Origin of the sequence: Providencia sp. PROV182, from assembly GCF_028480325.1 — a bacterium.
GTDB lineage: Bacteria > Pseudomonadota > Gammaproteobacteria > Enterobacterales > Enterobacteriaceae > Providencia > Providencia hangzhouensis.
This window is the reverse complement of sequence record NZ_JAMPOL010000015.1, coordinates 58,611-80,791: the sequence shown is the minus strand read 5'-3', so window position 1 is coordinate 80,791 and position 22,181 is coordinate 58,611. Positions and strand designations below refer to the sequence as shown.

Here is a 22,181-nt window from a genome sequence, read left to right as displayed (position 1 = left end):
GTTATTCCTTAATTTTTACCAATCCGTTTAATACTTGATCTAATCCACCGTAAACGGAAATTTGGTCGATTCGATGTGCGATACTTTCTAAGGTCTCAAGCTCTTTTAAGCGCAGTGCAACTGGGTTGTTTTCCATCACTTTTGCGGTATTTAACAGTGAACGAGTCGCGGCAGTTTCTTCGCGACGGCGGATCACGTTAGCTTGTGCTGATTTTTCGGCTTCTACCACTTGAGATAAAATAGTGCGCATATCCCCAGGCAAAATGATGTCCTTTACACCGATACTGTCAATTTCTAGGCCAAATTCAGCCACACATTGCGCGACTTGAGCTAACATCAGCTCATCGACTAATTGTTTGTTTTCTAATAGTTCATCTAAGGTTCGAGTCCCCACGATTTCTCGTATTGAAAACTGCAATTCACGATATAAATGCTCTACAGGCTGACTCAATTTTGAGAACGCCAGTAAAATATCGTGATAGCGCCAGTTGGCGCACAGGTTGATGCGTAATGTGACTTTGTCTTTGGTTAAAATCTCTTGTCCGCTAATTTCTAATGATTGTAAACGGGTGTCTATTATCTCAACTTCCGGTTTGTGGTTGATTTTCCAATAACCGTAAGTTCCCGGTTGTAATAAATCTTGTATCTCACCATCAATTTTTAACATACCGACATGCCATGCAGGTACTTGGCTAATCAAGGCCAACTCATTGCCTTTAATGCGTTTTTTACCCATCAGACGTGCAACGAATGCAGAGTCAATAACGCTATTTTCTAGCGACTGCGGCTCCACTTTTAAATTATTGCCATTTTTCCAATACAACCGACGGGTCGCTGGTGGCAATATTTCTGTCAAACTATTGTGCAAGTAAATAAAACCAATCTCGTCATCAGTCAAAGCGATGTCAATACAGTGGTCATCAACCCAATCAGGGTGAAATTGGCGTAAGTGGTCTGCCAGTTTTTCATCAATAGGTTCGTTATCAAGTGTGAACAATGACACAGTCAATCGATTGAACCAATTGTTTAAATGGTGCTCACCCGCAGTCAGTAATTGTTTAAAATCCCCATTTTTTGAGGTTAGTGCGATTTGTCCTTGAGCGATATTTATTTTTTTCATTATTTTTCCTTTTTCAATATTTATCCGGCACTGAAGAAAAAAGCGAAGTGGTGAGGGGAAAAGTAGAGTGCCAAAATTGGCTGTCTAAATTTCTGCTCATCACTCGGCAAAGCTCTCGAGTGGCGGTTTTAAGCTTAACTTCTGCTTAGTTTTATACAGTTGGATTTGTATTTTTTTCAGGAGTCGAACCTGATAGCTAGGCTATTACCAAGGTATCTTCCTGACGGCGGCATACAGACCATGTAGTGGCTAAGCCACCATGTCTGCACCGGTTGAACTTGCAGTTCATACAATTTCCGGCAGTGGATGAATATAGTATTGCCAGAAGCGTGCCAACTTTTTTTAAAATGAAATAAATATTTTTACTGCATTGAAAAATAAGTAAAAAATAATATTAAGAGAAAAGTGGGTAACATTGGCATGGTAAATGGATTATGCTATTTATTATCTTTTTATATCGTAACTTATAAATTTATATAAATATTATGAGCAAGAAACGTAAGGTTGTGATTGGTGTATTGGGCACAGTACTTGATAGAAGAGGCAAAAAAGCCAATCGCTGGACAAAATGGCGCCCAACGGTTGGTCTTTGCCAACAGCCTGATTTGGATATTGGTCGTTTTGAATTACTGCATCAGGTGAATGACTATGGCATGGCGCACCGGGTGAAAGAGGATATTGAACAAGCTTCTCCCAATACGGAAGTGGTACTGCATGAGGTGGATATTGCTGACCCGTGGGATTTTGAAGAGGTTTATACCTCATTACTGGATTTTTCTTCGCATTATCAATTTGATACTGATAATGAAGAGTATCTTGTACATATCACTACGGGTACCCATGTGGTGCAAATCTGTTGGTTTTTATTAACGGAAGCTCATTATTTACCAGCCAAATTAATTCAAACTTCACCGAGCCAAAAAGGGCGAGAAAAAGACCCTATCGGCATTCATACCGTGATTGACCTTGATTTAAGCCGTTATACCCATATCACCAGCCGTTTCCAAACAGAGCAGCAACAGCAGGTTTCGTTTTTAAAATCGGGTATTGCCACCCGCAACGCGGCATTTAATACCATGATTGAGCAAATCGAACGTGTCGCACTGCGTTCTAAAGCCCCGATTTTACTCAATGGGCCAACGGGGGCGGGGAAGTCTTTCTTAGCTCGGCGAATTTATCAACTGCGTGAAAGTCGCCACCAAGTTAAAGGGCGCTTTGTGGAAGTAAACTGCGCTACCTTGCGTGGTGATAACGCTATGTCAACGCTGTTTGGCCATGTAAAAGGGGCATTCACAGGGGCAATCAACCCAAGGCGTGGGTTACTGAAAGAAGCGGATGGCGGTATTTTATTTCTCGATGAAATTGCGGAACTTGGGCTAGATGAGCAAGCAATGCTATTGAAAGCCATCGAAGAAAAAAGCTTTTTCCCTTATGGTTCAGATGAAGAAATTCACAGTGATTTTCAATTAATTGCAGGGACTCACCGTAATTTGGCGCAGCAAGTGGAGGAGGGCAAATTTCGTGAAGACCTATTTGCCCGTATCAATATGTGGACGTTTGCGTTACCGGGCTTGCGTGACCGCCGTGAAGACATCGAACCGAATATTGATTATGAATTAGCCAAATTTTGCCAAGAGCAACAAAGCCAAATTCGTTTTGATAGCGAAGCTCGCAATGTGTATGTGAAGTTTGCCTGTTCCTCTCAGGCCCTGTGGCGTGGCAATTTTCGTGAGTTGGGTGCATCCATTAGCCGGATGGCAACGTTTGCCGAACGCGGGCGTATTACTAAAGCGGTGGCCGAAGAAGAAATTGGCCGTTTGCAAGCCCAATGGCAGTCAAAATCAACCAATACATTACCAAAGCAAATTGGTGAAATTGATTTATTCGACCAGCAACAGCTGGCAACAGTGCTGGAAGTTTGTCGCCGTTCATCTACCCTTTCCGAAGCGGGGCGTGAGCTGTTTGCCGTTTCGCGGCAACATAAAAAACAGCCCAATGATGCAGATAGGCTGCGAAAGTATCTCGCTAAATTTGGGTTGGATTGGGATGGGTTGAAGGGGAACGGTTGAAAAAATTTATAGTAGAAAGCCCCTATTAAGGGGCTAATTTTGACACTAAAAGAACCGCTAAATTAAGTTTGTTTTATTATGGGCAGTATTAGCTCATTTTTTGAAATAGCTGCCTTAGCAAACCTAACGGTGTGCGTGTAGGACTATTTTTCTCATTTACTGTAGATTTAAAAAGAGTCCCAATACTCGGCTGAATATTTATCGCAGATCCATCCCTTAGAAAGTTAACTTGTATTGTTCGACTATCGCCATTCAGGGTGGCAATGATATTTATAGAACCTTCGACTAAGCTGCTGATTTCTAATTCTGTATTTCCATATTCATCAGTCAATTTAATTGGTGAGATAATGGCATTTGCTGCTTCAAAGTGAACGTGTGCTCCTGCGATGCTTTGTCGGCTATTATTCACAATATGCAGTTTAATTTTGTTTTTACTGATCCCATCTGCCACTGCATTGTTTTGAATGATATCGACGCTACCAATAAATGACTGGCTAATATCGGATTTAAAGTTATATATTTCATTAATTTCTGTACCATGCTCAATATTTGCTTTTATTGCATAACTTCCTGATACCAAACTAGTAAATTGAATGGAAGCTTCACCTTTACTGTTAGCGATGATGCTATGGGATTGTTCAGAAACTGATTTTTCTGCCTGAGCCTTCCACATAAAATGATTAAGTAATGAATAATATCCCGTATTTTTTTGATTAATAGAATTAAGATTTGCAGGCAATGTGAAATTGACTTTCGCATTGGGTACTGGGTGGCCAAGAGTATCTTTAATTACTACAGTGAATATATTTGTATTTTTACCATCAGCGACAGCATTATTTCTTTTTGCGGTATTCTTATGGGTGATAGTGAGAGCGCCTGTGTTGGTAACTTCAATTAACGTTTCTGCTTGTGGGGAAACATTTCCGTTAATGTCATAAGCCGTCACGGTTAAGCGATAAAGATTGAGTTGTGAGTTTTTAAATGAATGATTGGCAATTTTATAAGACGGTAGTTTTACTGAACTTTCTCTGCCATTAAGGTGTATTTCCCCCCCAGCGGCTATCAATTCAGGGGCTTCTATCACTATTTTTTCTAGCGGGTATTTCGTGGTTAAATTGCGGATAATAGAAAGTTCTTCTCCTGTCATACCCTGAATAACTTTCGGTAATGATAATGAAATTAAGCTTTTCTTTTGGTATTCCAACACAATATTGTTATTACGGTTAATAAAATCATAGCGATTGGTGGAAATATGGCGAGTGGCCGCTACCGCCGAAGTATCAAGATGTTGCGCTAAGCTCCTTCCTAGCAACCAATTAAACGCCACTTTTGCATTTGTCTCATTTGTTCCACTATTGCCTATTTTATGTTCTGCATTTATTGCGAGCAGGGGAAATGGAGACCAATTGACGCCGACGGTAGCCGCCATTGGGTCTTTCTGGCGCTCATTTTTGCCAAATAAAGCGACGTCATCTCCGTAATATTGTTCCAGTTTTAGGTTTGCACCTAAATTCGCATACGTGGGTAGCCAACCTTCAAGTTGAATATCCCAGCCGTTGGCGGGGCGTGCGTTATAATCATCGGCTAATTCGGATGCACTGCGCCAAGTCGATAGTCCCAAATAGCTATTCGCACTCATTCGAACGTAATCTTGAGCATATTCCACACCAAACCCTAAGCGCGAATGGTAATGGGATAAATCATGATCAAAGAAAGCATTTACCCCTATCATGCTATTTTGTTGGAAATGACGTAAACCAATACCGTTATTGGTCTGTAGCCGGCCATCAGTGCGGTGAATACTGTGCTGAGAAAATAACAACAAATCTTGTTGTTCATACCAAGGTACTAACCAATCTAATTGAGATGTCTTAATTGACAATTTTTTATCGAGATTAATATTTAGCCTGGCATTACCGGCTTTGGATAACCAATGTGTTATTTCATCCGTCGCCATATTTGCGGCTTTATGGCGAGCGTAATCTTGTGCCATATCTGCCAGATTTTTGGTGTTTTTTTCTTCAGAAGCAAAGTTTGCGGCATTTTGTCCATATTCCGCTAAAAAACGTTCAGTACTATCTTCAGGTTGGGTTCCTTCAAATTGAATGGCCTGACCACCGAGTGTAGGTAAATCGTCTAAATGGACGATTTGGGCATAACTTGGCACCATTGGCAAAATAGCCGTAGACCAAATTGCCGTAGAGAGGAGCAAACTGTTCGGTAGTTTAGGTTTCAATTTTGACGAAGGGGGATTCATCGAACATATTCCTGATATAAATATTAATATCGCTATTTTCAGGGCAGACAATGATCAGTGCTTGTGAATTGATCGGATGAATATGGAAATACGATTTGTATATTGGAAATATTTGGAATAACTGGCTTTGGTTGATAATCAAAAAATACGGAATACTATACAGATTAAAATAAATGATTTTTTTATTGGAAAAAATCTTACCATAATAAAAACAACAAATTAGATGAGGAAGTTATGGAGTTAACATTTTTAGGAACCAGTGCTGGGGTGCCGACAAAAGAGCGCAATGTCACCAGTATGATATTAAATTTAGTCGGTATCCGTAAAAGCTACTGGTTATTTGATTGTGGAGAAGGGACACAACATCGCATTTTAAATAGCCCATTTAAAACGCCAAAAATTGAGAAAATATTTATTACCCATTTACATGGCGACCATATTTTTGGTCTCCCCGGTTTGTTATGTAGCCGCTCAATGGGTGGGGCAACAGACCTACTGACTGTTTATGGTCCAAAAGGGTTAAAACACTATATTGAAACGGTATTAGCCGTGAGTGTGTCTTATATGACATACCCGTTGGAAATCGTTGAAATTGAAGCTGGGCAGTTATTTGATGATGGGGAGTTAATTGTGACGGCTTATGCTCTTGACCACCGTGTTGAGTGCTACGGCTATCGTATTGAAGGACATCCAAAAAGTGGTGCATTAGACGCAGTCAAATTAGCCAATGACAATATTCCTCGCGGCCCTTGGATGCAAGCACTCAAAGCGGGTGAAACCATTGTTCTTGATGATGGGCGAGTCGTGAATGGGGCTGATTACCTTGGTGAGCCTATTCCCGGTAAAGTCGTTGCGATTTTTGGTGATACTCAACCGACAGAACAAGCACTGGAGCTTGCGAGAAATGCCGATGTGATGATCCATGAAACCACCTTAGAGGCTGAATTTGCTCAAAAAGTCAATGAGCGTGGCCACTCGACTACGGTACAAGCGGCTGAGCTAGCACGCGCGGCAGGGGTTAAGCGTTTTATCGCAACCCATATTAGTGGTCGTTACGTGAGTGAAGATATACCAAGATTGCTTGCAGAGTGCCAATCGGTGTTCCTCGCAACAGAAATTGCAGAAGACTATTTAACCGTGAAGATTTAATGTTAGCGGGCAAGATATTGTCCGCTAAATCTATTGGCGATTTTAATAAATCACTTTCACAAAGCCATTACGGCAATATGTTTCATATTCATCAGAAAGCTGCCTATTTGTGACTATCACATCAAATTGTGATAATTCCCCCATATTGGCGGTCGCGACTTCATCGAACAGGTTATAAGGGGCGAGTAAAATCTTACGGATAGATTTTTCCATCGCTTTTTTCTTCATTGGTAAATCATCGAGATTATAGCAAGTTACGCCAAAATTTCCGTGCACGCCAGCCGCTGAAATAAAGGCTTTTTTAGGGTTGATTGAATCAAGTAATGAAGGGAGTGAAGGGTTGTAAAAAGAATCACTTTTAGGGCGATACTCCCCACCACATAAAAGTGCGGTGGCATTTTTCTTTTGGCTAAGGGCGAGAAAAACATTATGTGAGTAACAAATGCCAGTGAAATTAATCTCTTCGGGGATGAGTGAAATCAAGGTGGCCATTTCAATGCCATTATCAAAGAAAATCACATCATCTTCTGTCACCATACTCGCGGCAAGATTAGGGATATATAGTTCTTCGGTCTGGTCTGGGGTAAAAACATCGGCTTGCGGCTCTTGGGTAGCTAAGTTGGCTGGTTGGGTAACAGAAACAATATAGCCGCCAAGGAGTGACATAGGAATAGGGCCTTCTGTGTCTGCGCTGAGATCTCGTCGGATAGTCATCTCTGAAACTTCGAGTATTCTAGCGGCTTCTTTTAAATGAATGCGTCCTGAACGCTTTAAACATTCACTTAAACGGCGAAGGCGTTCTTTTTGTTTAGTTTCTATCACCCTACAATCCTTTTTAAATGCACAAAATTGGCGCGGTTAGACCGCGCCCCATCACTTAGTAGTCACTCGGCTTGGTCGCCGTTCCTGTGACAATTGATACACTCGCGCTGGCACCTACACGGTTTGCGCCAGCTTCAATCATTTTAATTGCGGTTTCACGGTCACGCACACCACCGGAGGCTTTTACACCGACTTCATCGCCAACCACTTTACGCATCAGGGCGACATGGTGCTCTGTTGCACCCATTGTACTGAAACCTGTTGAAGTTTTCACAAAACCGACTTTAATTGTGCGGCAAATTTCACAAACTTGTGTAATTTCTTCATCAGTTAATAGGCAGTTTTCTAAAATAACTTTTAATGTTGCTTTACCGCAGGCTGCAAATACCGCTTCGATATCACGACGGACAAAGTCTAAGTCGCCACTTTTTAGCATGCCAATGTTGATAACCATATCGACCTCATCAGCGCCACGGCGGACAGCTTCTGCGGCTTCAAATGCTTTGGCTTCAGTTAAGCATGCCCCTAGTGGAAAGCCTACCACACAGCAAACTTTAACGTCGCTGTTTTTTAAAAGTTCGCTGGCTAAAGGAACATAACCTGTGTTTACACATACAGAGGCAAAATGGTGTTCAGCAGCTTCCGTACACAGTTTAGTAATATCGCTGACAGTCGCATTCGCAGCAAGTAAAGTGTGATCAATATATTTTGCTAAGTCTTGCATTTTCAACTTTCCTATATAAATGTGGGATAGACAACAAAGAATGAGGAAATGTGGTAGATATAACACTTGATCATTCGTTATTCGAGATCCTAATCACAAATGATATTTTTGCAACATGATAATGTTACTATCATATCATTATGTGATTTATTTAACACGAGGGACATTATGGATATAGCAGTTATTGGTTCAAACATGGTTGATTTGATCACTTATATCGATCAAATGCCAAAAGAAGGCGAAACGTTAGAAGCGCCAGCTTTCAAAATTGGTTGCGGCGGTAAAGGTGCGAACCAAGCGGTTGCTGCTGCTAAGTTAAATTCAAAAGTGATCATGTTAACCAAAGTCGGCGATGATATTTTTGCAGATAATACGATCCGCAATCTTGAGTCTTACGGTATTAACACCCGTTATGTGGAAAAAGTACCTTGTACCTCAAGTGGTGTCGCGCCTATTTTTGTTAATCAAAATTCATCAAATAGCATTTTGATCGTCAAAGGGGCGAATAAATTTTTATCCCCGGAAGATATCGATCGCGCAGCGGAAGATCTGAAAAAATGTAAATTGATCGTCCTGCAATTAGAAGTCCAGCTTGAGACGGTTTATCACGCAATTTCATTCGGCAATAAACATGGGATCCCAGTGTTGCTTAACCCCGCTCCAGCGCAACGAACGCTCGATCTCGATTTTGCTTGCCGATGTGATTTCTTTGTACCTAATGAAACGGAATTAGAAATTTTAACCAATATGCCAGTAGACACGATGGATAACATTCGTCGCGCCGCACAGTCTTTGCTGGATAAAGGGTTAAAAAATGTCATCGTGACATTAGGGGATAAAGGGGCGCTATGGATGACTCGCGACAGTGAGTTACATATACCCGCAATTAAAGTGAATGCCATTGACACCAGTGGTGCAGGGGATGCCTTTATCGGCTGTTTCTCTCATTACTATGTCCATACGGGGAATATTGAAGAAGCACTGAAAAAAGCAGTGATGTTTTCGGCCTTCAGTGTGACAGGGAAAGGGACTCAATCTTCTTATCCAAGTGTTGAGCAATTTAATGAATTTGTGCAAATCAACACAGCTAATGAATAGCTAAATAATAATAGTCCAACGTAGCTATATACCCTTTGAATAATTAAGTGGTCATCAGAGCCACATAGCCACTCATCGGGTATAAATTATAAAAATATAAGGGTTACTATGAACATTAAGAACATCACTCAGTTACCGGATGGCTACCTGAGTAAGACTCCTCTATTCCAATTTATCCTACTATCGTGCCTGTTCCCATTGTGGGGATGTGCAGCAGCATTAAATGATATTTTAATCACACAGTTTAAAAGTGTCTTTGAACTCAGTAACTTCGCCTCTGCTTTAGTGCAAAGTGCATTCTATGGTGGTTATTTCTTAATCGCTATTCCAGCGTCGTTAGTGATCAAAAAAACCAGTTATAAATATGCCATTATGGTGGGGCTGATCCTATACATCGCGGGTTGCAGTATGTTCTTCCCTGCGTCTCATATGGCGACTTACACCATGTTCTTGGCAGCTATTTTCGCCATTGCGATTGGTTTAAGCTTCCTTGAAACCGCAGCAAATACATATAGCTCAATGATAGGGCCTAAACAATACGCGACATTGCGTTTAAATATTAGCCAAACTTTCTACCCAATTGGCGCAGCGGGTGGGATCTTGCTAGGTAAGTATCTGGTATTTTCCGAGGGGGATAGTTTACAAAACCAAATGGCAGGAATGAATGCGGAACAAATTCATGAATTCCGTTTAGCCATGTTGGAAAATACCCTCGAACCTTACCGTTATATGATTATGGTATTGGTTGTGGTAATGATTTTATTCCTTATTACCAAGTTTCCTAAATGTAAAGTGGCAGAAACTCAAGATCATAAACGCCCAACCGCGGTAGAAACCTTAAAATATTTAGCGAAAAATAGCCGCTTTAGAAAAGGAATTATTGCCCAATTTTTATATGTCGGTATGCAAGTGGCTGTGTGGTCATTTACCATTCGTCTCGCATTAGAGATGGGGGATATTAACGAACGCGATGCCTCAAACTTTATGGTGTATAGCTTTGCCTGTTTCTTTATTGGGAAGTTTATCGCCAATATTCTAATGACTCGCTTTAATGCAGAAAAAGTCCTAATTATCTACTCGGTGATTGGGGCGTTGTTCCTGATTTATGTTGCGTTTATTCCGAGTTTCACTGCGGTGTATGCAGCGGTCATGGTGAGTATTTTGTTTGGACCTTGCTGGGCAACCATTTATGCAGGTACTTTGGATACCGTTGATAATGAGCATACCGAAATGGCTGGGGCGGTCATTGTGATGGCGATTGTCGGTGCTGCGGTTGTTCCTGCCGTTCAAGGCTATGTCGCAGATATGCTGCACTCATTACAACTTTCATTCCTCGTTTCCATGCTGTGCTTCGTGTATGTCGGTATTTACTTCGTTGGTGAACGCCGCTTTAAAGCCAAACAAGCTGCAAAATAGTGCTCAAATTGGGTAGTGTGAGCTACCCAATTCCATTTATCTTATTAAACCGTGAGTATGAAAATGAATACATTGATACCTCTTCACAAAAGCTTATTTACGGAAAACCCGATGCTTATTTTAAAAAATAACCAATTTACTGCCACTGCATTTCGTTACCAAACTGGCGTGGAAGGGCTACGAATTGAAAATCAGCAAGGGTATTTAACGATTTTACCTTTTTTAGGACAAATGATTTGGGATGCACAATTTTGTGGCCAAAATCTGAAAATGGAAAATATGTTTTCAGCGCCAAAACTGGTTCCAACGGTAGTTGAAACCTACGGTTGCTTTGCATTCCATTCAGGTTTAATCAGCAATGGTTGCCCTTCTCCAGAAGATTCTCACCCATTACATGGGGAAATGCCTTGTGCATCAATGGATAGCGCTTGGCTGGAACTGACAGGCGAAAGTTTGAAAGTTGTCGGCGAATATGAGTATGTGATGGGTTTTGGTCACCATTATCGTGCGATACCGTCAGTGCAATTAAACTCAGATAGTGCATTATTTGATATTCATATGTCAGTCACCAATTTAGCATCGGTGCCTATGCCTCTCCAATATATGTGCCATATGAATTATGCTTACGTGGAGAATGCAACATTGACACAAAATATCCCCGAAAATGCGATTAAATTGCGTGAATCAATACCGGGGCATGTACAGCCAACTGAAAAATGGCTCGCATTTAATGAAGCGTTGAAATCTGGCAAAGTCACATTAAATCAGCTTAATCAGCCACAAATGTGTGACCCTGAAATTGTGTTTTTTATGGATGATCTTAGCCAATATACCGCAACGCCTGAGTTTAGAATGGTTTCACCCGCAGGAGATACGTTTGTAACGCGTTTTAAATCTAATGAGCTAAATTATGCAACTCGTTGGATTTTGTATAATGGTGACCAAAAAGTTGGCGCATTTGTACTCCCTGCAACTTGTCGTCCAGAAGGTTTCCTTGCGGCGAAAAATAACCAAACACTGATTTGGTTAGAGGCAGGGCAAACTCGTGAATTTACTGTCACTACCGGTGTTGAAAAGTAGTTTTTACTTCACAAAGGCAGCACATTGCTGCCTTTTACTCATATTGCTGACATTCTTCTTCTAAATCGCGCAGAAGCGCCGCGGCATCATAAACTAATGTTTTTTCCCCATCAGACTGCATCATCAACGCAACCTTAATATTTGCTTCATGCATATCAGGCAGAATTTCTGTCATCAGGTGTTTAAGGGTAAATAGCATTGGCGTAAAATTTGCCCATTCACCCGTTAAACACAACTCAACAAATGCTTTGGCAGGCCATAAGGGGAGAAAAAGACATTTTTCATCATTCCATGCGGTAACGAGATTTTTCCCATCACCGAGGCTCCATACCTGTTCCCAGTCAGCGATTTTACCGACAAAATAGTTATACTGTTGGTATGGTCTAAGCGCATGGACATTTTTTATTTCTTTATCATTTGGGGAAAATAGGTTGTTATTCATTATTGGATAATCTAAAAAGTACCTGATAATTATTGGGAAAATTATCTTTATAATTGTTATCTTAATAACAAGATAACGAAAAACAATACACAGTAAAACAAATAAAAATAAGATCTATCAGGTAAATTTTAGGGCGGTTAGAAATGATAGAAGCATTACTTGAAAAATATGCGATTGGTATGACCTTAATTGCGACTTTTCTCGCAATCTATTTAGCTTTTGAGATTGTACATAAACGCCGTAAGCATAAACATAAGCGCAAAAGTATTTTGATCAATGTGATTCAAACTGTTGTGCTGTGTGGCGTGGTTATTGTTATTGCTCAATATGTAGACATGGCCGCAAAAGATTTTGATTTAACCTTTATTTCCACTTCTCTGGTTAATTTTATTACCATCTCATTGATTGCATTGATTTTAATGCGAAAACTGTTCCAACTAGCGAACCGATTAGAAAAAGCACAGATTAAAAAAGGCAGTGACCCCACTTCGGCACGTATTGTTGCCCGCGTGTTTAAAACAGCGATATTTGTCATTATGGTACTGCTGTTTGGCGAGCATTTTGGGATGAGCCTTTCTGGTTTGATGGCGTTTGGCGGGATTGGCGGTATTGCTATCGGTATGGCCGGTAAAGATATCCTGAGTAATTTTTTCTCTGGGTTAATGCTCTACTTTGACCGGCCCTTCAATATTGGCGATTGGGTCAGTTCACCGGATAGAAACATTGAAGGCACGGTGGTTGAAATCGGCTGGCGGATCACTAAAATTATTACGTTTGACCACCGTCCGCTATACATTCCCAACTCGGTTTTTTCTTCTATTAGTGTGGAAAACCCGGGGCGCATGACTAACCGACGTATCAAAACTGAAATTGGTTTGCGTTACGAAGATTCAGACAAAATTGGAGCTATTGTCGATGATATCCGCACGATGTTACAACAAGATGCAAATATCGATACCAGCCAAACCTTATTAGTTTATTTCGATGCTTTTGCCGACTCTTCGTTAAATATTATGGTGTATTGCTTTACCAAAACAACGGTTTGGGCTGAATGGCTAGCCGCACAGCAAGCGGTGTATTTGAAGATCATTGAGATAGTTAAACGCCACGATGCTGACTTTGCATTCCCATCACAGACTTTGTATGTGGAAAAAAACAACTAACGTCCCATTACGGATAAATTGACCGATTAATTTGTGGTGTTCACAGGGTTAATTGGTTAATTTATCTTTTTATTATCTTTATGACGGCCTGAAGTATGGGGGAGTGGGGTGTGATGAGATAGAATTTTTATGCTATTAACCAGTGGCTTATAAAATATATTCGACTTTCCAAATCTTGCCCTCTTTTCTTACCATGCTAGTCATTTCAATTCCCTGATCTATCAAGTATATTGTCCGCCTCTTTTCCTCAGCTAACTAAGAGCCAGACTGCTATGAACAAAATCAATGTGGCATGTAGCCAGGGGGTCGCAATCTATTTCACTAATGAATTTCAGTGGGTAGATATTCGCGATGCACAGTTAAACAATATTGCCGCTGTCGTGCTATCTGAACAAGATGCCAACCAAGGGCTGTGGGAAAGAGTTGTTGAGAGTCAGCTGAGTATTCCGCTGTTTATCATTAGTGATAAACAGCTGCCAACCGATGAAAATTTACCACCTTATTTAACGGCGCTATTACCGCCATCCCCGGCTGCTCGTGAAGAAAATAGCCGTCAATTGCTCGATGCTGCAAATCAGTACCTTGAGCAGTTATTACCGCCATTTTTTGCTCGAATGATGGATTATGCTGCGGGCCATAATGTGACTTTCGCCTGTCCGGGGCACCAAGGCGGCCAATTTTTCCGTCGCCACCCAACAGGGGAGCAGTTTTATCAATTTTATGGTGAAAACCTGTTTCGTACCGATTTATGCAATGCCGATGTGGCAATGGGCGATTTATTGATCCACGAGGGCGCAGCGAAAGAGGCACAAAAATTTGCCGCGAAAGTTTTCAATGCGGACAAAACTTATTTTGTCTTAAATGGCACCTCATCATCCAACAAAGTCGTGCTAAATGCGCTATTAACACCGGGTGATTTAGTTTTGTTCGATCGTAATAATCATAAATCAAACCACCATGGGGCGCTGATACAGGCGGGGGCAACACCGGTCTACCTAGAAACGGCACGTAATCCTTTTGGTTTTATTGGCGGCATTGATGCACATTGTTTCGAAGACGCTTACCTACGTGAACTCATCCAAGAAGTGATGCCTGAAAAAGCACAAGCCCAACGGCCATTTCGCTTAGCGGTGATCCAACTTGGAACTTATGACGGTACTGTGTATAACGCAAGGCAAGTGGTTGATAAAATTGGACATTTGTGTGATTACATTTTATTTGATTCTGCGTGGGTGGGGTATGAACAATTTATTCCAATGATGCGCCAGTGCTCGCCATTGCTACTTGAATTAAATGAAAATGACCCCGGTATTATGGTGACTCAGTCAGTTCATAAACAACTGGCTGGTTTCTCACAAGCGTCACAAATCCATAAAAAAGATAACCACATCAAGGGGCAAGAGCGCTTTGTTTCACACAAAAAACTCAACAATGCTTTTATGATGCACGCCTCGACGAGCCCATTTTATCCCTTGTTTGCCTCTTTAGATGTCAATGCACGTATTCACCAAGGTAATGCAGGTAAAATGATGTGGATGGACTGCGTGAAAGTGGGGATTGAGGTAAGAAAATCGATACTTCAGCACTGCCGTTATTTTAAGCCTTTTGTTCCTGAAATCGTTGATGGCAAGTTATGGCACGAATACCCAACAGAGCAAATCGCTGCTGAGCAACGCTTCTTTAACTTCATACCGCAAGAACGTTGGCATGCGTTTGATGGCTATGCACAGGACCAATACTTCGTTGACCCCTGTAAATTGATGCTAACGACGCCAGGTATTGATGTCGAAAGTGGAGAATATGACGCTTTTGGCGTGCCTGCGACGATTTTGGCGCATTTTTTACGTGAACACGGCATGATCCCTGAAAAATGTGACTTAAATTCAATTTTATTTTTGTTAACACCCGCAGAAACCCGTGAAAAACTGGAACTGCTAGTATCCCATTTAGTCCGTTTCGAACAGCTACTGGATGAAGATGCGTTATTAGAAGATGTATTGCCTTCGGTTTATCAGCGTTATCAAGACCATTATCAGGGTTATACATTACGCCGTTTATGCCAAGAGATGCACCAACTCAGCGTTAATGACAATATTAAACAGCTGCAAAAAGAGATGTTCCGTAAAGCTCACTTCCCGGAAGTGAAAATGGCACCTCAACAAGCACATTTAGAGTTTATTCGTGGTAACTGTGAATTATTGCCATTAGATGAATTGGAAGGGCGTATTGCCGTTGAAGGGGCATTACCGTATCCACCGGGCGTATTATGTGTCGTACCTGGGGAAGTGTGGTCGGGGCCAGTACTGCGTTATTTCAAAGCACTAGAAACGGGTATTAATGCATTACCGGGCTTTGCTCCTGAGTTACAAGGTGTGTATATTTCGAAAAATGAAGGTGAGAAAAAACGTGTCTATGCGCATGTTTTAAAATAAATTTCTAAGTATTCAGATAGTAAGCATAGATTTTACCTTGCTAGCTGGTTAAATTGGGGTCAGTGCCATTTCTGACTCCAATTTTAATAAGGTAAGGTATGAGCAAAAAAATAATCCTCGATTGTGACCCCGGCCATGACGACGCTATCGCTTTATTACTGGCTTATGGTAACCCTGACATTGAATTATTGGCGGTAACAACCGTTGCTGGTAATCAAACCCTCGAAAAAGTCACTCATAATGCACTAGCTATCGCTGAAATGGCGAAGATTAGCGGTATTCCATTTGCCGCGGGCTCGGTACGCCCTTTAGTTCGGGAAATTGAAGTTGCGCCTGATATTCATGGGGAATCAGGGCTTGATGGGCCTGTATTACCGACACCAACATTGAAGCTTGATGAAAGACATGCAGTTTCACTGATTATCGAAACCATTATGTCTCACTCGCCTAAAACGGTGACTTTAGTTCCTACTGGCGCATTAACGAATATTGCGCTTGCTGCTCGTCTTGAACCTCGCATTGTCGAACGAGTTAAAGAAGTGGTGCTGATGGGAGGGGGCTATCATGTTGGGAATTGGAGTGCGGTAGCTGAATTTAACATCAAAATTGACCCAGAAGCGGCTCATATTGTTTTCAATGAAAAATGGCCGTTAACCATGGTGGGCTTAGACCTTACCCATCAAGCGCTAGCAACTCCTGATGTAGTGAAACAAATTGCTGCGATTGGCAGTGATTGTTCACAATTTGTCGTCGAACTACTGGATTTTTTTGGGAAAATGTACAAGCAAGCTCAAGGCTTTGATGCTCCGCCAGTACACGACCCTTGTGCGGTTGCTTATGTTATTGACCCTAACGTAATGACCACACAAAAAGTGCCTGTAAATATTGAACTGACTGGGACGCACACGTTAGGCATGACGGTGGCTGACTTCCGCCATCCTGCGCCTGAAAATTGCCATACTCAAGTTGCTGTTAAATTAGACCATCATAAATTTTGGCAGTTGATTATCAACGCATTAAAAAATATTGGGTAATAAATGGATAATGAAATAGAACAAATGCCTTATGAGGCATTAATTGAACGTAGCATGAATGCGTTACAGGCCAAAAACCAATTTCATTGTGATACATGGAAATTAGATGAAGCCGATTGGTCAGTGAACCAAGACGAAGGAACCATTATTTTTCATGCGCCTGACAATATAATGGCAACAGCGCCCGTTCAAATTGTTGGTACTTATGACCAAAGCCAAGGCAGTTGGATGTGGAGCTGGGCAAACAGTTCTATCGACAGCGCTTTAACACAAGATGCAATCGCGGTGAAAGCTTATGGCGAGCGGAAAGACAACGCATTATTAACCGCCCGCATTAGTCAAATCGAGGAGTATGACGCATGGCAATTAACGGCATTGGCTTGCGAACTCAATAATCAGCAAGGGGTGTACCGTGGAATTGCGGGGCATACTTTGGTATTTATGACATTTGGTGAAGTTTCTCTTAAACAAATTTAGGTTGTATTGGTGCTTTATCTCTGGTCGATAAGGCATTTTAGCGCCTTTATTCCATAACCTATCCGTTATACTCATTTTCTTTTTCAATGAGGAGCTTGGTCATGTTAGATATTGCACTCGAAGCCGCTAAATTAGTCAAAACCATGACAGTAGACGCTTTTGAAGGGGCGGGAAAGTTTGATTATAAACCCGATCGTTCCGTAGTTACGGAAACGGATACCCGAGTTGAAGAAGAAATTAGGGCATTCTTTGCACAAAAAACACCGAATATCGCTGTTTTAGGTGAGGAGTTTGGCTTTGTCGGTGAGCAGCAATTCAGTTCTGGTTGGGTAATTGACCCGATTGATGGTACGCGTGCATTTATTTATGGAGTGCCGTTATTTAGTACGTTAATTGCTTATGTGGAAAATGGGGAACCATTACTTAGTGTGATTAGTTTTCCCGCGATATCCACACTCTACTTTGCTTCACAAGGGGAAGGGTGCTGGGTGCAAACAGCTAGTCAGGCTCCAAGACAGCTTAAACTCGAAAGCCAATCGCCTAAATCATTATCAGAAGCAGTGGTAAGCGCATCAGGCATTCATAATAGTAATTATGATTCCCGAGAAGGGGCGCAAATTTATCATTTGGATGCGGTTGTGGGCCAAGCAAGGGATTTCATTTTTGCTAATGACGCTTATCAGCATGCCATGGTTGCCAGCGGCCGCATTCATGGTGCGATTGATACCATTATGAAACCTTGGGATAGTGCGGCACTTATTCCGTGTATCCGAGAGGCGGGCGGGGAAGTTTGTGCATTAAATGGACAGCGTAAGCAAGCCATGTTTGCGGGAAGCTTGCTATCAGCCGCAACGCCAGAATTAGCGGAGCAAATTATTGAACTGATGAATAGTTGAAGATGAGAGCGTGAAGATAAGCCTCTTCACGCGATTTAGTTGATATAAATTAGCTAAAATCAAAATGCAAACGTAGTTTTTTGCAATGTAAACAACGGAATAAATAACCTTGAGCAGAGCTATCTTGATGGAGAATATTCGCGAGCTCTGAAATTGAAAAACCATAATCAGCGATATCATTTTCAAGGGAAACAAATTCATCGAGTCTATCTTTGATGTCATCCCAGTAAACATAGCCTATGAATTCACAAGGCTCTTGGCAGTGTGCGAGCCAAATTTCTTGTTGCCACCCTTGATAGCCCGGTGTTCGTTTAATTAGTTCATCAAACATTTCAGTAGGGTAGAGGTTTAGAGTATGTGAAAACTCGCCGTCCTCGTCATATTCGCAATCAATACCTTCAACACTGGCAGGGTCTTGAAACTCACCATCAAATTTTGCACTGGCAGAACCATCAGCAATACACCAAGGACACAAAGCATCAATATCCTCAGTAGAATAAAACGGGCTTTCATAATAAATATCAGTAGGTTGCTTACAACAATCACAGGTTACTGTTTTATCCGTCAGAAAAGCTTCTGTTTCAATAGGGTTCGGGTGGTACCTAAATGTAGGGAGTGTTCGGTTATTGAGTGGCATATACAGTTCCTATTAAAGGTTGCGCGAGAAGTAAACCAACTTTGGGAAAGCATACCACAAGGCTGCTTGATTATATCTTTCGGTTTTATTCCATTGTGAGTTTCAGATAAAGTACATTATTCAGTTAATTTGAATAAATTGAGCTATATTATTAGCTTTAACCTAAATAACATTGTCGATATGATGCCTTCATCGCAGACAACAAGGGTTGTCTCATCGAATAAAAAATGAAGGAATTAGACTATGAACATGTTAAAAACTTTGATGGCAGCTTCTGTATTATCTTTCGTCGCATTTGGTGCATCAGCAGCAACAATCACCGCAACAGGTGATACGCTAGCTTCAACAGAAGCGAAAATTGCAGCTAAAGCTAAAGCAGCGGGCGCAGATAGCTATACAATTACCAGTGCTCGTATGGGGAATTTTGTCACAATGAGCGCAGAAACTAAATAACGAATTGTGTGAATTCATCTTGTTGAAATATTTTTGATAAAAAGTGGTGTTTTAGGCGCGATAAGCAGATTAAATACCACTTTTGTTTTATCTGAACCCACATAGAGTACTTTTCTAATCATTGAGGAGTCGTTGATATGAGTTTCAAATATAACCGCCTAGATAAAGATAATGCAGCTGTATTACTTGTTGACCATCAAACGGGTTTGTTATCGCTAGTTCGTGACCAAGACCCAGATAAATTCAAGAACAGCGTGTTAGCACTGGCCGATTTGGCAAAATATTTTAACTTACCAACTATTTTGACTACATCTTTTGAAGATGGTCCTAATGGCCCGTTAGTTCCTGAATTAAAAGAAACATTTCCTGATGCCCCTTTCATTGCTCGCCCTGGTCAAATCAACGCGTGGGATAACGAAGAGTTCGTTAAAGCTGTCAAAGCCACAGGTAAAAAACAGCTGATTATTGCCGGTGTTGTGACTGAAGTATGCGTGGCATTTCCTGCACTATCTGCACTGGAAGAAGGCTATGAAGTTTTTGTGATCACTGATGCCTCAGGTACATTTAACCCGATTACACGTGATGCCGCGTGGGATAGAATGTCAAAAGCAGGTGTTCAATTGATGAGCTGGTTTGGTGCCGCTTGTGAATTACACCGTGATTGGCGTAATGATGTGGAAGGGTTAGGCACTTTGTTTTCAAACCATATCCCTGATTACCGTAATTTAATGACCAGCTATGCACTGCTTTCTGCGAAAAAATAGTGCGTGACTGAGTATTAAAATGACATAATTGGTTTAAAAATCCTCGATATGACATTGCTCATATCGGGGGTTATTTCGTTAAATTAACTGAGTTCAGCCGCTCATTTTCGTCATCATCGCACTTAATTCGCTCTATGTTATAATAGCCTGCTGTTTTTGCTTGGCTCCTTACTTTTGGGGGCTATCCATTTGATTTCAATACACAAGACCACCATGCATCAAAATACCTCAAAACAAGGCTACACCAACCTAAACCGATTTTCCGTTGCGCCGATGCTCGATTGGACAGATCGCCATTGCCGTTATTTTCATCGCTTATTAAGCAAAAACACCTTGCTGTATACCGAAATGGTCACAACAGGGGCGATTATTTACGGAAAAGGGGACTATCTTGCTTTTAGTGAGGAAGAACATCCTGTTTCCTTACAACTTGGTGGTAGCGACCCTGCTGCATTAGCCCAATGTGCTAAATTGGCACAAGAGCGTGGTTATGATGAAATTAATCTAAATGTGGGGTGCCCATCAGATCGCGTACAAAATGGGCGTTTTGGTGCTTGTTTAATGGGAGATGCACAGCTTGTTGCTGATTGTGTGAAAGCCATGCAAGACGTGGTTTCTATTCCTGTAACCGTAAAAACTCGTATTGGTATTGATGAGCAAGACAGCTACGCGTTTTTATGTGATTTTATTGAAACCGTTTCTGATAAAGGCGGTTGTGAAATGTTTATTATCCATGCACGTAAAGCATGGTTATCCGGCCTTAGCCCAAAAGAAAATCGTGAAATCCCACCACTTGATTACCCGCGAGTTTATCAATTAAAACGTGATTTTCCTCATTTGACCATGGCGATTAATGGTGGAGTCAAAACGCTGGAAGACGCAAAAGAGCATCTTCAACACCTAGATGGCGTCATGGTGGGGCGCGAAGCCTATCAAAACCCGTCTATTTTAACGGCGGTTGATAACCAATTGTTTGGTGAGCACTTTCCTGTCACTAATGGTGTTGACGCTGTTAGAGCGATGTACCCTTACATCGAAAAAGAGTTATCGAAAGGCGCTTATTTAGGCCATATGACCCGCCATATGTTAGGGATTTTCCAAGGTATCCCCGGCGCACGTCAGTGGCGTCGTCATTTAAGTGAAAATGCGCATAAAAAAGGGGCTGACTTAGTCGTTGTTGAGCAAGCTCTCGAATTTGTGACGCGTGGTGAGTGAGTATAAATTACTCGTAAAGGCAAAACTCTAGCTCAATTACAGTTACTTTATGTAACTTTATGGATTGTATAATATTTGTTCAGTTTGAGTGCGATCTTAATTGAACAAGTATAGGAATGTTTAAATGCATACGGTTATGTAATTCATTGAAATACTAATATCTTATTGATTTCGCACGTTGCCAACACCTAAGCCAGCTTTCGCTGGCTTAGGTCTTTGAAAAGGGGTGACATATGCAGCGATCCTCTCTATTTTCTTTACTCATTTCATTCTTTATTTGATGGGCTTCCTTGGCGAAAATTCCATCGAGAGAATCGATTATGTAAAAGCCAATTATCGTCAATCGCAGACTGCAATGACATTTCTTGAATATAAAAGATCTAGTGAATGGTAAGTTCTATTTCTTGAATGGATATTTGTTACTATGTTTATTATATAATTTTATATTAAATATATGTGAATATTAATATCGAAATTTTGGTGTTTTTTGGATTAAAAAACTAATTGGTTATTGACAGAATAAAAATGTCGATGCTATAAGTGTTAATGAAATGTTTTTTTAATGTTTCATTTCACCTTCATGACATAAACATACCTATATACTTTTTAATCTAAAGTAAGGAGCTCATATGAGCGAAATTCAAAATATAGCCCGCCTATACAAATCTCCAAAAAGTGTTGAAGTAATAAATGCAGAAGGAAATAGTTTTACTGACATGATCCTACAGACAAAATCTGTGGCAACTGTTGCTTTAGATAAGCTTGCTTATCTGGCTGGAATCAAAAATGCACCAGCAGATGATAAATATTATCAACTTAATACAAGTAGCCTGAGCGAACTAATAAAAAGTGCAGAAAGTGCAGGTTATGACATAGAAGTGGTCAATATTTAATTATCTTGGCGGCCTGTAGGTTAGGGCTGCCACCTTAAAT

General features: G+C 41.0%; 20 protein-coding genes. 14 read left to right on the top strand and 6 right to left on the bottom strand.

Going from position 1 to position 22,181, the window contains the following annotated elements; translation table 11 throughout:
- Nucleotide 1 precedes the first annotated feature (1 nt).
- The gene (locus tag PR834_RS14125) at nt 2-1,120 is read right to left on the bottom strand and encodes a slipin family protein (protein WP_272536725.1); all 1,119 of its coding nucleotides are present in this window, start codon (nt 1,118-1,120) and stop codon (nt 2-4) included.
- 485 nt (nt 1,121-1,605) lie between these two features.
- Between PR834_RS14125 and rtcR the strand changes: the two genes are divergently transcribed.
- Nucleotides 1,606-3,189: an RNA repair transcriptional activator RtcR gene (gene rtcR / locus PR834_RS14120; protein WP_164564484.1), complete on the top strand. Its 1,584-nt coding sequence runs from the start codon at nt 1,606-1,608 to the stop codon at nt 3,187-3,189.
- An 88-nt stretch (nt 3,190-3,277) separates the two neighbouring features.
- Here rtcR and PR834_RS14115 read toward each other — a convergent pair whose 3' ends face one another.
- Nucleotides 3,278-5,446, bottom strand: a complete 2,169-nt coding sequence (locus PR834_RS14115; RefSeq protein ID WP_272525490.1) for an inverse autotransporter beta domain-containing protein — start codon at nt 5,444-5,446, stop codon at nt 3,278-3,280.
- Between the two features lie 234 nt (nt 5,447-5,680).
- Here PR834_RS14115 and rnz point away from each other — a divergent pair, with 234 nt between their 5' ends.
- A complete protein-coding gene (gene rnz / locus PR834_RS14110; protein WP_262960798.1) occupies nt 5,681-6,595 on the top strand; it encodes a ribonuclease Z in 915 nt (304 codons plus the stop codon).
- 42 nt (nt 6,596-6,637) lie between these two features.
- Here the strand turns inward: rnz and deoR are convergent, their stop codons facing one another.
- Nucleotides 6,638-7,417 carry a DNA-binding transcriptional repressor DeoR gene (gene deoR, locus PR834_RS14105; RefSeq protein ID WP_004260957.1) on the bottom strand — a complete coding sequence of 260 codons (780 nt, stop codon included), beginning with the start codon at nt 7,415-7,417 and terminating at the stop codon, nt 6,638-6,640.
- Nucleotides 7,418-7,472: 55 nt separating this feature from the next.
- Nucleotides 7,473-8,141 (bottom strand): deoxyribose-phosphate aldolase, encoded by a 669-nt coding sequence (deoC, locus tag PR834_RS14100; RefSeq protein ID WP_004260954.1) that lies wholly within the window; start codon nt 8,139-8,141, stop codon nt 7,473-7,475.
- A gap of 168 nt (nt 8,142-8,309) precedes the next feature.
- On the opposite strand from deoC, the gene rbsK reads away from it, so the two are divergent.
- The 3 genes from rbsK (at nt 8,310) to PR834_RS14085 (ending at nt 11,735) form a co-directional block, all read left to right on the top strand.
- Nucleotides 8,310-9,239: a ribokinase gene (rbsK, locus tag PR834_RS14095; RefSeq protein ID WP_094961414.1), complete on the top strand. Its 930-nt coding sequence runs from the start codon at nt 8,310-8,312 to the stop codon at nt 9,237-9,239.
- A gap of 108 nt (nt 9,240-9,347) precedes the next feature.
- Complete coding sequence (gene fucP, locus PR834_RS14090; RefSeq protein WP_004260949.1) at nt 9,348-10,655, top strand: L-fucose:H+ symporter permease; 1,308 nt, start codon at nt 9,348-9,350, stop codon at nt 10,653-10,655.
- Between the two features lie 63 nt (nt 10,656-10,718).
- Entirely contained in the window at nt 10,719-11,735 is a 1,017-nt protein-coding gene (locus tag PR834_RS14085) for an aldose 1-epimerase family protein (protein ID WP_272536724.1), read from the top strand.
- Between the two features lie 34 nt (nt 11,736-11,769).
- Here the strand turns inward: PR834_RS14085 and PR834_RS14080 are convergent, their stop codons facing one another.
- Entirely contained in the window at nt 11,770-12,177 is a 408-nt protein-coding gene (locus tag PR834_RS14080; RefSeq protein ID WP_094961411.1) for a DUF2750 domain-containing protein, read from the bottom strand.
- A 143-nt stretch (nt 12,178-12,320) separates the two neighbouring features.
- Between PR834_RS14080 and PR834_RS14075 the strand changes: the two genes are divergently transcribed.
- From PR834_RS14075 to PR834_RS14055, 5 genes are all read left to right on the top strand, one after another.
- The gene (locus PR834_RS14075) at nt 12,321-13,340 is read left to right on the top strand and encodes a mechanosensitive ion channel family protein (RefSeq protein ID WP_096864598.1); all 1,020 of its coding nucleotides are present in this window, start codon (nt 12,321-12,323) and stop codon (nt 13,338-13,340) included.
- Nucleotides 13,341-13,612: 272 nt separating this feature from the next.
- On the top strand, nt 13,613-15,772 hold the full coding sequence (locus tag PR834_RS14070; protein WP_272536723.1) for an ornithine decarboxylase: 2,160 nt from the start codon (nt 13,613-13,615) through the stop codon (nt 15,770-15,772).
- Between the two features lie 98 nt (nt 15,773-15,870).
- Nucleotides 15,871-16,806 (top strand): uridine-preferring nucleoside hydrolase UriH, encoded by a 936-nt coding sequence (gene uriH, locus PR834_RS14065; protein ID WP_272536722.1) that lies wholly within the window; start codon nt 15,871-15,873, stop codon nt 16,804-16,806.
- Nucleotides 16,807-16,809: 3 nt separating this feature from the next.
- The gene (locus PR834_RS14060) at nt 16,810-17,283 is read left to right on the top strand and encodes a DUF6882 domain-containing protein (RefSeq protein ID WP_094961408.1); all 474 of its coding nucleotides are present in this window, start codon (nt 16,810-16,812) and stop codon (nt 17,281-17,283) included.
- A gap of 101 nt (nt 17,284-17,384) precedes the next feature.
- Complete coding sequence (locus PR834_RS14055; protein ID WP_272536721.1) at nt 17,385-18,179, top strand: inositol monophosphatase family protein; 795 nt, start codon at nt 17,385-17,387, stop codon at nt 18,177-18,179.
- Between the two features lie 49 nt (nt 18,180-18,228).
- Here PR834_RS14055 and cbrC read toward each other — a convergent pair whose 3' ends face one another.
- Entirely contained in the window at nt 18,229-18,816 is a 588-nt protein-coding gene (gene cbrC / locus PR834_RS14050; RefSeq protein WP_272525491.1) for a PF03691 family colicin E2 tolerance protein CbrC, read from the bottom strand.
- A 243-nt stretch (nt 18,817-19,059) separates the two neighbouring features.
- Between cbrC and PR834_RS14045 the strand changes: the two genes are divergently transcribed.
- The 4 genes from PR834_RS14045 (at nt 19,060) to PR834_RS14030 (ending at nt 22,141) form a co-directional block, all read left to right on the top strand.
- Nucleotides 19,060-19,269, top strand: a complete 210-nt coding sequence (locus PR834_RS14045; protein ID WP_004260921.1) for a YdgH/BhsA/McbA-like domain containing protein — start codon at nt 19,060-19,062, stop codon at nt 19,267-19,269.
- 137 nt (nt 19,270-19,406) lie between these two features.
- Nucleotides 19,407-20,033 carry an isochorismate family cysteine hydrolase YcaC gene (gene ycaC, locus PR834_RS14040; RefSeq protein ID WP_272536720.1) on the top strand — a complete coding sequence of 209 codons (627 nt, stop codon included), beginning with the start codon at nt 19,407-19,409 and terminating at the stop codon, nt 20,031-20,033.
- Between the two features lie 213 nt (nt 20,034-20,246).
- Nucleotides 20,247-21,248, top strand: a complete 1,002-nt coding sequence (dusA, locus tag PR834_RS14035; RefSeq protein ID WP_272536719.1) for a tRNA dihydrouridine(20/20a) synthase DusA — start codon at nt 20,247-20,249, stop codon at nt 21,246-21,248.
- A 629-nt stretch (nt 21,249-21,877) separates the two neighbouring features.
- Nucleotides 21,878-22,141, top strand: a complete 264-nt coding sequence (locus PR834_RS14030; RefSeq protein WP_004260915.1) for a hypothetical protein — start codon at nt 21,878-21,880, stop codon at nt 22,139-22,141.
- Nucleotides 22,142-22,181: the final 40 nt, after the last annotated feature.

Bases quoted from the DNA above. Each gene is read 5' to 3' on its own strand.
- PR834_RS14125 (WP_272536725.1), bottom strand. From the start codon at position 1,120: ATGAAAAAAATAAATATCGCTCAAGGACAAATCGCACTAACCTCAAAA.
- rtcR (WP_164564484.1), top strand. From the start codon at position 1,606: ATGAGCAAGAAACGTAAGGTTGTGATTGGTGTATTGGGCACAGTACTT.
- PR834_RS14115 (WP_272525490.1), bottom strand. From the start codon at position 5,446: ATGAATCCCCCTTCGTCAAAATTGAAACCTAAACTACCGAACAGTTTG.
- rnz (WP_262960798.1), top strand. From the start codon at position 5,681: ATGGAGTTAACATTTTTAGGAACCAGTGCTGGGGTGCCGACAAAAGAG.
- deoC (WP_004260954.1), bottom strand. From the start codon at position 8,141: ATGCAAGACTTAGCAAAATATATTGATCACACTTTACTTGCTGCGAAT.
- rbsK (WP_094961414.1), top strand. From the start codon at position 8,310: ATGGATATAGCAGTTATTGGTTCAAACATGGTTGATTTGATCACTTAT.
- fucP (WP_004260949.1), top strand. From the start codon at position 9,348: ATGAACATTAAGAACATCACTCAGTTACCGGATGGCTACCTGAGTAAG.
- PR834_RS14085 (WP_272536724.1), top strand. From the start codon at position 10,719: ATGAATACATTGATACCTCTTCACAAAAGCTTATTTACGGAAAACCCG.
- PR834_RS14080 (WP_094961411.1), bottom strand. From the start codon at position 12,177: ATGAATAACAACCTATTTTCCCCAAATGATAAAGAAATAAAAAATGTC.
- PR834_RS14075 (WP_096864598.1), top strand. From the start codon at position 12,321: ATGATAGAAGCATTACTTGAAAAATATGCGATTGGTATGACCTTAATT.
- PR834_RS14070 (WP_272536723.1), top strand. From the start codon at position 13,613: ATGAACAAAATCAATGTGGCATGTAGCCAGGGGGTCGCAATCTATTTC.
- uriH (WP_272536722.1), top strand. From the start codon at position 15,871: ATGAGCAAAAAAATAATCCTCGATTGTGACCCCGGCCATGACGACGCT.
- PR834_RS14060 (WP_094961408.1), top strand. From the start codon at position 16,810: ATGGATAATGAAATAGAACAAATGCCTTATGAGGCATTAATTGAACGT.
- PR834_RS14055 (WP_272536721.1), top strand. From the start codon at position 17,385: ATGTTAGATATTGCACTCGAAGCCGCTAAATTAGTCAAAACCATGACA.
- cbrC (WP_272525491.1), bottom strand. From the start codon at position 18,816: ATGCCACTCAATAACCGAACACTCCCTACATTTAGGTACCACCCGAAC.
- PR834_RS14045 (WP_004260921.1), top strand. From the start codon at position 19,060: ATGAACATGTTAAAAACTTTGATGGCAGCTTCTGTATTATCTTTCGTC.
- ycaC (WP_272536720.1), top strand. From the start codon at position 19,407: ATGAGTTTCAAATATAACCGCCTAGATAAAGATAATGCAGCTGTATTA.
- dusA (WP_272536719.1), top strand. From the start codon at position 20,247: ATGCATCAAAATACCTCAAAACAAGGCTACACCAACCTAAACCGATTT.
- PR834_RS14030 (WP_004260915.1), top strand. From the start codon at position 21,878: ATGAGCGAAATTCAAAATATAGCCCGCCTATACAAATCTCCAAAAAGT.